We start from the raw sequence: 12,989 nt of genomic DNA on the forward strand, positions 1-12,989 counted from the left end.
GGGTTTGCTGCTGTCACTGCTGCTGCGTTCCTGGTTGCGCCCAGGGGCTCAGTAGGTCGCGCGCCCGCCCGAGAGGTCGAACACCGCGCCGGTGTTGAAGGTGCAGGAACCCGAACACAGCCAGGCCACCATCTCGGCGACTTCGTCGACCGTACCGAGGCGGCCCATCGGGCTCTTGTTGATCATGTTCTGCACGTGCGCCGGCGCCATCTGCTCCAAGAGCGTGGTCTTCACCGCGGCCGGGGCCAGCGCGTTGACCAGCACGCCGGCGTTGGCCAGCTCCTTGCCCAGCGATTTGGTCAGCGCCAGCACGCCGGCCTTGGCCGCGCTGTAGGCGGACGCGTTGGGCGTGCCTTCCTTGCCGGCCAGCGAGGCGATGTTGACGATGCGGCCCGAGGCTGCGGCGCGCATGGCCGGCACCACGCTGCGGCAGGCGTGGAACACGCCCAGCAGGTTGACGTTGACGATGCGATGCCATTCGGCCACGTCGTAGTCGTCCAGCGGCACGGTGGAGCCGGCGTAGCCTGCGTTGTTGACCAGGAAGTCGATGCGGCCGAGATCAGCCAGCACCTGTTTCGCGGCGGCGTCGGTGGAGGCCGGGTCGGCGATGTCCACTTCATATTGGCGATAGGGGGAAGCCGGGTTGGCCTTCAGGTCCCAGCACACCACCTGCGCGCCGGCCTTGGCCAGGCGCTCGCTGATGGCCATGCCGATGCCGCCGTTGCCGCCGGTGACGATGGCCACGTTGCCCTGGAAATCGTATTGCGCGTTGGCGTAGCTCATGCTGCTCTCGCTCCTCTTGCTCAGCGCACGAACTGGTTCACGTAGTCGGCGCCCAGGCCGACGGCTTCGTAGTGCTTGCGGCACATTTCCAGCTTGGTGTAGACGTCCTCGTAGCCTTCGTACTTGCCCCAGGGGTCGCAGTAGAACATCACGCCGGTGATGTGGAAGTAGGTGATCATTTCTTCCACGTCTTCCGGCACGAACAGGGTGTGGGTTTCGCCCGGCGGTTCGAACACGTAGCTGCCCTGCTCGGCGATCCAGTTGTGCTCCAGGTAGTGCCAGCGGCCCTTGAGCACCATGCCGTGCACCGGCGCCGGGTGGCGGTGACGCGACAGCACGCCCGACTTGCGCACGCGCAGCAGGTTGGTCCAGTAGCCTTGCGAGACATTCAGGCACAGCGGACGGAACCAGACGTTCTCGGCCTGCGGCACCCAGATGCGCTCGTCTTCGGGAATCGCGGGGTTGACCACGATCTCCAACGGCGCTTCCTTGGGATTGGGATACTGGTAGGGCATCAACTTCGAATCGGTGGGCATGGGGGCGCTCATTGGGTTCTCCTCATTGGTTTGACTTTTAGCCTCAATGTCCATAATATGAACATATCGTCTGTAATGTGGTCACTTTGAGCGATCACGAAAGCACTGTCAAGGAGACTTTGCGGCGATGCTTTGCGTAAAAGACGAGTCTTTTGCCTTGAGCGACATCAAACGCATGGCGAACAAAACCAAAAATCTTGGGGCTAAGCGCAAACATCTCCGTCAAATTTCAATGCGAGCATAAATTTCTTCTGCCACGCCTGAAAAGTCGCCGCCGGCCGACAATCCCAACGACCAGTCCAGTGGTAATACCAATATGCGAAGCGCGCAAGTGTAAATCAGCCGATTGCCAATGCGCTGCGGCGCGACGATGAAAAATCTGCGCAGCTTTATTCACGTTTCTTCAGAGCCGCCGTTTGTCCTGACGCCTGGGAAAACATTGTCGTGAGACCAGTCCAGGATGCCCTTGGCGCGTGCTCAAAGGATGAGAATCAACGACGTCAAGCGCAATAAAAAAGGCCATGCAATCCATGGCCTTTTTCTTGGGGCGGGAGAGGTGTCAACCGTTCCAGTGCACCTGCTGGAAGGCCTCCGAGAGGAAGTCCAGCATCGCCCGCACCTTGGCCGGCAAGTGCGCGCGGCTGGGGTAGACGGCGTAGATGCCCAGCTCGGGCGAGGTGTAGTCGGTCAGCACCGGCACCAGCTGGCCGCTGCGTAGGTACTGGTCGATCATGAAGGTGGGTTGGCGCGTGATGCCCACGCCGCCCAGCGCCGCCGCCACGCAGCTGTCGCCGTTGTTGACGTGCATGCGCGAGTTCACCTTCACGGTGACCGGGCCTTCCGGGCCGCTGAACTGCCAGTCGTCCTTGCTGGCGTTGTAGCTGTAGCAGATCGTCTGGTGCTGGGTCAGGTCCTGCGGGTGTTGCGGCGTACCGTGCTTTTCCAGGTAGGCGGGAGAGGCGCACACCTGCAGGTTGGTGGTGGTGAGCTTGCGGTGGATCAGCGTGGAGTCGGACAGGCGGGCGATGCGGATGGCCATGTCGAAGCCTTCGTCGATGATGTCGACGATACGGTCCGACAGCGTGATGTCCAGCGCCACGCCGGGGTAGCGTTCCAGGAACATCGGCCACAGCGGCGCCAGGTGCAGCACGCCGAAGGTGTGCGGGGCGTTGATGCGCAAGAGGCCGGTGGGATTGGCGGCGCCGGCGGAGAGCAGGTCGTCGGCCTCTTCCAGCGCGGCGACGATTTGCTTGCAGCGCTCCAGGTAGAGCGTGCCGGCTTCGGTCAGCGAGAGCCGGCGCGTGGTTCGTTGCATCAGGCGCGAACCCAGGCGCGCCTCCAGTTCAAGGACGGTGCGCGATACCGCCGCCTTGGAAATACCGAGCGCGTCGGCGGCCTTCACGAAGCTGCCTAGGTCGGCCACCGCCACGAAGCATTCTATTTCCCGCAGTTTGTTCAAATTCCCTAACCCCTCGATCCCCGCAATCCGCGGAACGGCGCCGCGCGAGCGACGTGCCGCGGTGCGCGGGGACGAAGGGCTCAGGCGGCCGCCGGTAGTTGTGCCAGCAGTGTGGAGGCCGAGCCGAAGGCGAAGGCGTCCATGCGGAGGCTATGATACGTCGAACCGCTGTCGAGGTGCACGAACTGCGTCCAGTCGTCGGCGGCGCCCATGGCGAAGAACAGCGTCAGCAGGTGCTCATCGCTGGGATGGGTGCGCACCGCATGCGGCGCGGTGGTGCGGTAGCCGAACAGGCCTTCAAGGTCGCCGGCGTGCATGCGGTCGAGGAACCAGTGCAGGAACTCCACCGTGTGCGGCGCATCGGGCGCATCAGGATCGTTGCGACGCAGCTCGCGCAGATTGTGCGTAAAGCTGCCGGAGCCGACCAGCAGGATGCCTTCCCGGGCCAGCGGCGCCAGCAATTGGCCGACGCGGAAATGGTACTCGGGCGGCATATGCGATTGCAGCGAGAGTTGGATCACCGGCACATCGGCCTGTGGATAAAGATAGCGCATCGGCACCCAGGTGCCGTGGTCCAGGCCCCAGCTGCCGTCGGTGCCGGCCTCGACGCCGCCGTCGCGCAGCAGGCGCGCCACGTGCTCGGCCAGCGCCGGTGCGCCGGGGGCGGGGTAGTCCAGCTGATAGAGCGCCTGCGGGAATCCGCCGAAGTCATGGATCACCGCTTGCTTGAGCTGGTTGCCCACGCGCGCGGTCATGGTTTCCCAGTGCGGGGAGACCACCACGATGGCGCGCGGCTTGGGCAGCCTGCTGCCGATGCCCGCCAGGAGCGGGCCGGTGCGCCCGGGCTCCACGGCCAGCATCGGCGAGCCGTGCGAGACGAACAGCGAGGGCAGGTGGCTGGGGGCGTTCAGTTCGGTCATGGCAATTCTCCTCTGGCTGCCGCGCTTGCCGACATCGTTGCAAGGGGCGCGCGGCCCGATCTCATCAAACCAACATCATTCAAATGCGCATGCCGGGCGCATGGCCCGGCGTGCGTGGCTGTGTACAACTTTTACTTGCGGTCTTCGCGCTTCAGGGCGAAGGCGCCGTCACCCAGCAGGAACAGGGCGACCAGGCCGACAATCCACAGCGCCAGGTATTCCCAGCCACCATGCGGGTTGGTGAAGAAGAAACCGGCCGGGCCGTGCACCAGCACGATCGCGCCCAACAGGTCCAGCGCCAGCGGCAGCGCCAGCCAGCGGCCGTAAAAGCCCAGCACCAGCGCGATGCCGCCCACCACTTCCAGCACGATCACCGGATAGGCGAGGACGCCGGGCACGCCCAGCGAAGCGAAGAATCCGACGGTGCCGGGGAGGGTGAAAACGAAGATCTTCAGGCCCGCGTGGACCAGGAAGAAGATGCCCATGGTGACGCGCAGCAGGAAGGCGGCGTAGTCGGCTTTGGTGTTGACGGTGACGGTAGTCATGGTTTCCCCGGATCAGTATCGTGTGGATGAATGCCGCCGCACGGATGCGGCGGCGATGACGACACTGTAGGGAAAGATGCGGCGCGGATAAATCGGCCTGGGCGGGATGGATTGTCCAAGGCATGTTGACAATCCCGCTCCCGGCGCTGCCGGCGCAGGCGTTCAGTCTTCGCCGTTGCGCACTTGCGGCTTGGCTTCCTCGCGGCGGTTGTAGCCGGCCACCATGTCGAAGCGGAACAGGCGGCATTCCAGGGCGCCGTTGAAGAACGGCGTCTTGCGCGACTCTTTCAGGCGCATCAGCTTGGGCAGGCCGAGGTCTGCCGAGAACAGGAACACGCTCCAGCCGGCGAAGCGTTGCTTCAAGGTGGTGGAGAAGGCGCTGAAGAATTGCGTGAACAGCTCTTCGGTCGGCAGCGCGCGGTCGCCGCGCACGCCGATACGCTCGCCGTACGGCGGGTTCGACAGCATGATGCCGACCAGCGGCTTGCCCTCGGCGTCGGTCGGCACCTTGACCTCTTGCGCCTCGATCTGCTTCAACGGCACCTCGAACTGGATGCCGGCGCGACGCAGGTTCTCGCGCGTGAGTTCGACCATGTCGCCCGAGATGTCGCTGCCGAACAGCGTCGGCGTGGTCGGCAGGGGATTGGGTTTGAAGTCGCCCTTGATGGCGAACCAGGCATCGGCGTTGAAGTTGCTGAACTTCTCGAAGGCGAAGCGACGGCGCGCGCCCGGCGGCACGCCGGCGATCATCTGCGCCGCCTCGGCCAGGATGGTGCCGGAGCCGCACATCGGGTCGAACAGCGGCACGCCCGGCTTCCAGCCAGAGGTGCGCAGCAGGCCTGCAGCCAGGTTCTCGCGCAGCGGTGCGTCGCCGGTTTCTTCACGCCAGCCGCGCTTGAACAGCGCCTCGCCGGAGGTGTCGAGGTAGACCGTGTAGTTGTGCGCGTCGACGAAGCCAGCGATGCGCATGTCGGGCGTGCGGGTGTTGACCGAAGGACGCAGTTTCACTAGGTCGAGGAAGCGGTCGCAGATGGCGTCCTTGATCTTCAGCGTGGTGAATTCCAGGCTGCGCAGCGGCGACTTCACCGCCGTCATGTCGACGCGGATGGTGTGGTTGACCTTGAACCAGTCTTCCCAGGGCTGCGCCAGGGTCAGGTCGTAGATGTCGTTCTCGTTCTTGTAGGCGCCGTGCGCCATGCGCAGCAGCACGCGGCTGGCGATGCGCGAATGCAGGTTCAGCTGGTAGGCCGCCAGCAGGGTGCCGGAGCAGTGCACGCCGCCGGGCACTTGGTTGTGCACCTTCAGCGCGGCGGCCGGGCCGGCGTGCTGGGCGATCTCGTTGAGCTCTTCGGCGAGCGCCGCTTCCAGGCCGCGCGGGCAGGGGCAGAAATAGGAATAGCTGGTCTGGAACGATTGCATGGGGGTACCTTTTGTCCGTTGTGAAACTTGTTGTCAAAAATAAAGACGCCGGGCGGCGAATGCGCAGCCCGGCGTCATTTTACCGCTGCCGGCCTCAGCCCTTGGCGAACGCGCGCTCGACGAAGTCGAGTCGGTCCTGGCCCCAGTAGCCTTCGCCGTCGTAGATGAACCAGGGCGCGCCGAACACGCTGGCGGCATTGGCCTCGTCGGTGAAGCGGTCGAACTCGGCCTGGATGCTGGCGGTTTCCGACGACTTCAGCAGCGCCGCGCCGTCGTGGCCCAACGCATTGGCGATCGCCGCCAGGGTGTCGTTGTCGGCGATGTTCTTTTGTTCTTCCCACACGCCGCGCATGACTGCGCCGGCCAGTTTCAACGAAGCGGCGGTGCCGTGCGCCAGCTGGGCGGCGATGATCATGCGCGCCGCGGTGTCGCTGTTGACCGGGAAATAGGTCGGCTGCAGGATCATCGGCTTGCCGAGGAATTCGCTCCAGCGCGCCAGCTCCTTCAAGCGATAGGCCTGGCGTTGCGGCGCGCGCTTGGCCAGCGGCAGGCCGCCGGAGACGCCGAAGATCCTGGACAGGTCGAAGGGCTTGGGCAGCACCTGTACCTTGTATTTCTCGGCGAGCGCGACGAAACGCTCGTGGCCCAGATAGGCGAACGGCGAATGCGGCGCGAAGAAGTATTCACAGACTTTGCTCATGACCGGCTCCGGTTGGCTGATGAGAGTGGATGAATGCGACCTGAAACGAGTGTAACGAAAACGCGTAAAAACTCAGAACGGCTTGACCACCACCAGGATCACGATGGCCAGCAGCAACAGCACCGGCACTTCATTGAACCAGCGATACCAGACGTGGCTGCGGGCATTCTTGCCCAGCGCGAACTTCTTGAGCAGCGAACCGCAGGCGTGGTGATAACCGATCACCAGCAGCACCAGGAACAGCTTGGCGTGCAGCCAGCCGTTGCCCGGGACGCGGAAGATGGCGAACGTGTACATCGCATGCAGGACCCAGATCCCCGAGCCCAGCGCCAACAGCGCCATGATGCCGGTGAAGCGATACAGGCGCTGCGCCATGCCCAGCAGGCGCTCGCGCGCCACCACTTCGGTTTCCTGCGCCAGGTTGACGTAGATGCGCGGCAGGTAGAACAGGCCGGCGAACCAGGAGGCGATGAAGACGATGTGCAGGGCTTTGATCCAGAGCATGGTGTTCCTTGACGAGGACGATGGGTTGGACGCGTCCGCTGGCGCATGCGCGAACCGCATGATGGCAGCGGCGTGTGTCCGCCTGATTACTTGCTTGCTGTTGCGTCGTACCGTGGTGCGGTCTTGCGCAGTGCTGATCGACGCATATTGACGCTTACTGGCGTACCTGCCCCTGCCCCAGCACCACGTACTTCAGCGAGGTCAGGCCTTCCAGCCCGACCGGGCCGCGCGCGTGCAGCTTGTCGTTGGAGATGCCGATCTCCGCGCCCAGGCCGTATTCGAAACCATCGGCAAAGCGCGTCGACGCGTTGACCATCACCGAGGCCGAGTCCACCTCGCGCAGAAAGCGCATGGCGCGCGTGTAGTCTTCGGTGATGATGCTCTCGGTGTGCTGCGAGGAGTGCGTGTTAATGTGCTCGATCGCCTCATCCACATCGGCCACCACTTTGATCGACAGGATCGGGGCCAGGTATTCGGTGTCCCAGTCTTCCGGCACGGCGGCCTTGAGCAGGGGATAGCCGGCAAGGATCTCGGCGGCTTCCGGATCGCAGCGCAGCTCCACCTCCTTGACGCGGTACAGCTCGGAGAGCGGCGGCAGGATGGCGGCGGCCACGCCGCGCGCCACCAGCAGGGTTTCCATGGTGTTGCAGGTGCCGTAGCGATGGCACTTGGCGTTGAAGGCGACATCCAGTGCCTTGCGGGCGTCGGCCTTGTCATCGATGTAGACGTGGCAGATGCCGTCCAGGTGCTTGATCATCGGCACCGTGGCTTCCTTGATCAGGCGTTCGATCAGGCCCTTGCCGCCGCGCGGCACGATCACGTCGACGTACTCCTGCATGGTGATCAGCGCGCCCACCGCGGCGCGGTCGGTGGTCTCGACCACCTGCACCGCCTGCTCCGGCAGGCCGGCGCCGGCCAGGCCTTCCTTGACCAGCTTGGCCAGCGCCCGGTTGCAATGGATGGCTTCCGAGCCGCCGCGCAGGATGGTGGCATTGCCGCTCTTGATGCACAGGCCGGCGGCGTCCACCGTCACGTTCGGGCGGGCTTCGTAGATGATGCCGATCACGCCCAGCGGCACGCGCATCTGGCCGACCTGGATGCCGGTGGGGCGGTATTTCATGTTGCTGATCTCGCCGATCGGATCGGGTAGGGAGGCAATTTGCTCCAGGCCCTCGGCCATGGTGGCGATGGCCTTGTCGGACAGCGTCAGGCGATCCAGCATGGCGTCAGCCAGGCCGTTGGCGCGGGCCGCTTCCAGGTCGACGGCGTTGGCCGCGCGCAGGATGTCGGCATCGCGCCGGATGGCGGCGGCGATCAGTTGCAGCGCCTGGTTCTTGGCGGCGGTGTCGGCGCGGGCCATGGCACGCGACGCTGCGCGCGCCTGCTTGCCGATGCCGGTCATGTAGAGCTCGATGTTTTCCATGATGTCGTTTCCCTCGGCGGCACGGACGTGCGGCCATTTGTTGAGTGTCTCGCCGGACCCAGCCGGCGGACGAATTACTTGATTCCAGTTCAGGCCGCGGACGGCCTCAGTGGCCGCGCGCCAGCTTCAGGCCCAGCTGCGACAGCGCATCCCACGGATCGCCGGCGAAGGCCTTGGCGCGCAAGCCCTTGACCATGCGGTCGATCAGCGCGGCTTCCTGCAGCGCGCTTTGCAGCGCCGACAGGCTGATGCGGCGCAGCGCCGGCTCCATCAGCTTTTCGCGCGGGCCCCAGATGCGGTATTCCTTGAGCAGCGCGCCGACCGCCTTGCCTTGCGCCATGCCGGACTTGAGCTTCAACAACGTACGGATCTCTTCGGTGACCGCCCACAGCACCAGCGGCAGTGCCTCGCCTTCGCCCTTCAAGCCATCCATCATGCGCGTCAGGCGCGCCACGTCGCCCGAGAGCATGGCTTCGTTGAGCTTGAAGACGTCGTAACGGGCCACGTTCAGCACCGCATCCTGCACCTGCTCGAAGGACAGCTTGCCGGACGGATAGAGCAGCGCCAGCTTCTGGATCTCCTGGTGCGCCGCCAGCAAATTGCCTTCCACGCGGTCGGCGATGAAGTCCAGGCAGGGGCGATCCGCGCTCTGTTGCTGGGCCGCCAGGCGGTTGCCGATCCAGCCCGGCAACTGGGCGCGCTCCACCAGCGGGATGTCGATGTAGACCGCCGCCTGCTGCAGCGCGCCGACCCAGGCCGCCTTCTGCGTGGCCCAGTCCAGCTTGGGCAGGGTGATGATGGTCAGGTTGTCGGGACTGAGGCTGGCGGCGTAGTCCTGCAGCGCCGCGCCGCCATCCTTGCCGGGCTTGCCGGTGGGGATGCGCAACTCGATCAGTTTCTTGTCGCCGAACAGCGATTGCGACTGGTTGGCCGCCAGCAGCTCGCCCCACTTGAAGCTGCGTTCCACCACCAGCACCTCGCGCTCGGTATAGCCGTTGGCGCGCGCGGCGCGGCGGATCTTGTCGGCCGCTTCCAATGCCAGCAGATGCTCGTCGCTGGCGATCACATAGAGCGGCGCCAGGTTCTTGACGAGGTGGTTGTCGAGGGCGTCGTGCCGCAGTTGCATGGCGTCGTTACGAAACGGTCAGGAGAAAGTCGTGCGATTACTCGTCGCCATCGGCCGCGGCCTTTTCGGTCGCGATCGCCGACTTCGAGGCCGACAGGCGGCGCAGGATCTGCTGCACCAGGTCGGATCGCATGTCGCGGTACAGCAGTTCCTGTTCCGCTTCCTTCGCCAGCGCCTGGTTCTCGTCGTACGTGATCACGCGGCGCAGCGTGATGGCCGTGGGCGGGATGATGACTTTGCCCTTGCCGTCGGTCACCGAGAAGGTGAAGTGCTGGAACAGCGCGTATTCACGCACGCGGCCGTTGGTGTTCAGGGTCAGCACCTGGCTCGTGCGGGTGTCGTTCAACACCTTGAGCACGGCCTCGGCTTCGTCCTGCTTGTCGACGACCCTGGCATTGCTGGCCTGCAGGTTGCGCTTGAGCTCGGTGCCCACCGCCGAATTGGCGCCGAAGCCCAGGTAGATGGTGTTGAACGGCAGGTCGGCCGCGCCGCGCAGGTGGAAGCCGCAGGCCGCCAGCATCAGGCAGGCGGCCAGCATCGCCAGCCATTGCAGCGCGCGTTTGCTTTGTCGGAAGGAGTGCATGGATATCCGTCGTTAGTGTTGTGCGTCAGACCACGATGTTGACCAGCTTGCCGGGCACCACGATCACTTTCTTCGGTTCGCCGGTGAGGAATTTCTTCACGTCCTCGTTGGCCAGGGCGGCGGCTTCGATGGCGGCCTTGTCGGCTTCATTGGGCACGGTCACGTCGCCGCGCAGCTTGCCGTTGACCTGCACCATCAGCTTGATCTCGCTTTGCTCCAGCGCGGCAGCGTCCACCTGCGGCCATGCGGCGTCGAGGATGTCGCCCTCGGCCTTGGCGTAGCCCAGCTGTTGCCACAGCACGTGGGTGATGTGCGGCGCCACCGGGTTCAGCACGCGCAGGAAGATCGAGAAGCCTTCGGCGATCACTGCGTCGGCGTTCGCGCCTTCGGCCAGCTTGGCGCCTTCCAGCGTGTTGAGCATCTTCATGCAGGCCGAGACCACGGTGTTGTACTGGATGCGCTTGAAGTCATGGTCGGCCTGCTGCAGCACCTTGTAGACCTCGCGGCGCAGTTCCTTCTGCTTGTCGTCCAGCGCGGCGGCGTCCAGCTTGCCGGCGGCGGCGATGCGCGACGCATTGTTGAAACCGAAGGCCCATACGCGGCGCAGGAAGCGGTTGGCGCCTTCCACGCCGGCGCCCGACCACTCCAGGGTCTGTTCCGGCGGCGAGGCGAACATGGTGAACAGGCGCGCGGTGTCGGCGCCGTACTGGTCGATCTGAGCTTGCGGGTCGATGCCATTGTTCTTGGACTTGGACATCTTCTCGGTGCCGCCGATTTCCACCGGCTGGCCGTCGGCCTTCAGGATCGCCGAGACCGGGCGGCCCTTGTCATCAAAGGACAGCTCGACGTCTTCCGGATTGATCCAGGTCTTCTTGCCGGACGGATCTTCGCGGTAGTAGGTTTCGTTCAACACCATGCCTTGCGTGAGCAGGTTGGTGAACGGCTCGTCGAACTTGACCAGGCCGAAGTCGCGCATCACTTTGGTCCAGAAGCGCGCGTACAGCAGGTGCAGCACGGCGTGTTCGATGCCGCCGATGTACTGGTCCATCGGCATCCAGTAATCGTTGCGGGAATCGACCATGGCGTCGTTGCTCTGCGGCGAGGTATAGCGCATGTAGTACCACGACGAGTCCACGAAGGTGTCCATGGTGTCGGTCTCGCGGCGGGCCGGCTTGCCGCAGCTGGGGCAGTCGACCTTCAGGAATTGCTCGTGCTTGTTCAGCGGGTTGCCGCTGCCGTCCGGCACGCAGTCTTCCGGCAGCACCACCGGCAGGTCCTTCTCGGGCACCGGCACGTCGCCGCAATCCGGGCAGTGGATGATGGGGATAGGCGTGCCCCAGTAACGCTGGCGCGAGATGCCCCAGTCGCGCAGGCGGAAGGTGACTTTCTTTTCGCCCACGCCCTTGGCGGCCAGGTCGGCGGCCACGGCGTCGACCGCGGCCTGGTAACCCAGACCGTCGTACTTGCCGGAGGCGATGGTGCGGCCGCTTTGCTTGTCGCCGTACCATTCTTCCCAGGCGTCGGTGGAGTAGCTCTTGCCTTCCACGGCGATGACCTGCTTGATCGGCAGATTGTATTTCTTGGCAAACGCGAAGTCGCGTTCATCGTGCGCCGGCACGCCCATCACGGCGCCGTCGCCGTAGGTGATCAGCACGTAGTTGCCGACCCAGACCTCGACCTTGTCGCCGGTCAGCGGATGGGTGACGAACAGGCCAGTCGGCATGCCCTTCTTTTCCATCGTGGCCATGTCTGCTTCGATCACGCTGCCTTGCTTGCATTCGGCGATGAAGGCCTGCAGCGCGGGATTGTTCTTCGCCGCCAGCGTGGCCAGCGCGTGTTCCGGCGCCACCGCGCAGAAGGTCACGCCCATCACGGTGTCGGCGCGGGTGGTGAAGACGTACAGCTTGCCGTCGTTGACCAGGGCGCCGTCGTCGCCCTTGATGTCATGCGGGAAGGCGAAGCGCACGCCGGTGGACTTGCCGATCCAGTTGGCCTGCATCAGGCGCACACGCTCGGGCCAGCCGGGCAGCTTGGTCTCGACGTGCTCCAGCAGTTCGTCGGCGTAGTCGGTGATCTTGGCGTAGTACATCGGGATCTCGCGCTTTTCAATCAGCGCGCCCGAGCGCCAGCCGCGGCCGTCGATCACCTGCTCGTTGGCCAGCACGGTCTGGTCGATCGGATCCCAGTTCACGGTGCCGGTCTTCTTGTAGATGATGCCTTTCTCCAGCATCTTCAGGAACATCCACTGGTTCCACTTGTAGTACTCGGGACGGCAGGCGGTCATCTCGCGCGACCAGTCGATGGCCAGGCCCATCGACTGCATCTGCTTCTTCATGTAGTCGATGTTGGAATAGGTCCACTGCGCCGGCGGCACGCCGTTGGCCATCGCGGCGTTCTCGGCGGGCATGCCGAAGGCGTCCCAGCCCATGGGCATGAGCACGTTGTAGCCGCTCATGCGCAGGTAGCGGTACATCACGTCGTTGATGGTGTAGTTGCGCACGTGGCCCATGTGCAGCTTGCCGGAAGGATAGGGCAGCATCGAGCAGGCGTAGAACTTCTTCTTGTCGCGGCCTTGCTTGTCCTTGGCGTTCTCGACGGTCTTGTAGGCGTCGACGTCTTTCCAATGCTGTTGCGCGGATTGTTCGACTTCGGCTGGGCTGTATTTATCTTGCATGACGTGATGAAACGATGAAAACGGTTGGAATTCTGACGGATCGAAACCCTGCATTATACCGGCTCGTTCCCTGCGGCGACGCAGTCCGGGGCCGATGCCGGATGTCGGATGTAAAGACGGCCGCCGGGCGCGGCGAAGTGTTTTCTTTTCGGCAATAAAAAAGCCCGCACATCGCAAGCGAGGCGGGCCAAGTCCCCACGTATGGGGCACAGGGAAGAAGGATGCTGCGGGACAAACGTGCTGCGCTTACAGGTACTTCACTTCAATGGTGGCCGAGCCGTCCAGGGTGACGTCCTGGGTCAGGTTCAGGTTTTCCG

Annotated in this window: 12 protein-coding genes; all 12 read right to left on the reverse strand. The window is 64.4% G+C overall.

What is annotated here, in order from left to right; translation table 11 throughout:
* Nucleotides 1-48: 48 nt before the first annotated feature.
* On the reverse strand, nucleotides 49-783 hold the full coding sequence (locus J8I26_RS21375; RefSeq protein WP_209609136.1) for an SDR family NAD(P)-dependent oxidoreductase: 735 nt from the start codon (nucleotides 781-783) through the stop codon (nucleotides 49-51).
* A gap of 20 nt (nucleotides 784-803) precedes the next feature.
* Nucleotides 804-1,331 (reverse strand): 2,4'-dihydroxyacetophenone dioxygenase family protein, encoded by a 528-nt coding sequence (locus J8I26_RS21380; RefSeq protein WP_209609137.1) that lies wholly within the window; start codon nucleotides 1,329-1,331, stop codon nucleotides 804-806.
* A 547-nt stretch (nucleotides 1,332-1,878) separates the two neighbouring features.
* Nucleotides 1,879-2,778, reverse strand: coding sequence for a LysR family transcriptional regulator (locus tag J8I26_RS21385; RefSeq protein WP_209609138.1), 900 nt, complete (start codon nucleotides 2,776-2,778; stop codon nucleotides 1,879-1,881).
* 80 nt (nucleotides 2,779-2,858) lie between these two features.
* The gene (locus tag J8I26_RS21390) at nucleotides 2,859-3,698 is read right to left on the reverse strand and encodes a class III extradiol ring-cleavage dioxygenase (RefSeq protein ID WP_209609139.1); all 840 of its coding nucleotides are present in this window, start codon (nucleotides 3,696-3,698) and stop codon (nucleotides 2,859-2,861) included.
* A gap of 131 nt (nucleotides 3,699-3,829) precedes the next feature.
* The gene (locus J8I26_RS21395; RefSeq protein WP_209609140.1) at nucleotides 3,830-4,243 is read right to left on the reverse strand and encodes a DoxX family protein; all 414 of its coding nucleotides are present in this window, start codon (nucleotides 4,241-4,243) and stop codon (nucleotides 3,830-3,832) included.
* Nucleotides 4,244-4,405: 162 nt separating this feature from the next.
* Nucleotides 4,406-5,662, reverse strand: a complete 1,257-nt coding sequence (locus J8I26_RS21400) for a class I SAM-dependent RNA methyltransferase (protein WP_209609141.1) — start codon at nucleotides 5,660-5,662, stop codon at nucleotides 4,406-4,408.
* A gap of 94 nt (nucleotides 5,663-5,756) precedes the next feature.
* Nucleotides 5,757-6,362 (reverse strand): 2-hydroxychromene-2-carboxylate isomerase, encoded by a 606-nt coding sequence (locus tag J8I26_RS21405; RefSeq protein ID WP_209609142.1) that lies wholly within the window; start codon nucleotides 6,360-6,362, stop codon nucleotides 5,757-5,759.
* A 72-nt stretch (nucleotides 6,363-6,434) separates the two neighbouring features.
* Entirely contained in the window at nucleotides 6,435-6,866 is a 432-nt protein-coding gene (locus tag J8I26_RS21410) for a CopD family protein (protein ID WP_209609143.1), read from the reverse strand.
* Between the two features lie 154 nt (nucleotides 6,867-7,020).
* The gene (locus J8I26_RS21415) at nucleotides 7,021-8,289 is read right to left on the reverse strand and encodes a glutamate-5-semialdehyde dehydrogenase (RefSeq protein ID WP_209609144.1); all 1,269 of its coding nucleotides are present in this window, start codon (nucleotides 8,287-8,289) and stop codon (nucleotides 7,021-7,023) included.
* 106 nt (nucleotides 8,290-8,395) lie between these two features.
* Nucleotides 8,396-9,415, reverse strand: coding sequence for a DNA polymerase III subunit delta (holA, locus tag J8I26_RS21420; RefSeq protein ID WP_209609145.1), 1,020 nt, complete (start codon nucleotides 9,413-9,415; stop codon nucleotides 8,396-8,398).
* Between the two features lie 37 nt (nucleotides 9,416-9,452).
* Entirely contained in the window at nucleotides 9,453-9,998 is a 546-nt protein-coding gene (gene lptE / locus J8I26_RS21425) for an LPS assembly lipoprotein LptE (RefSeq protein WP_209609146.1), read from the reverse strand.
* A gap of 25 nt (nucleotides 9,999-10,023) precedes the next feature.
* Nucleotides 10,024-12,672: a leucine--tRNA ligase gene (gene leuS / locus J8I26_RS21430; protein WP_209609147.1), complete on the reverse strand. Its 2,649-nt coding sequence runs from the start codon at nucleotides 12,670-12,672 to the stop codon at nucleotides 10,024-10,026.
* Nucleotides 12,673-12,989 lie beyond the last annotated feature (317 nt).

The organism is Herbaspirillum sp. LeCh32-8 (assembly GCF_017814915.1).
Classification (GTDB): Bacteria; Pseudomonadota; Gammaproteobacteria; order Burkholderiales; family Burkholderiaceae_D; genus Herbaspirillum.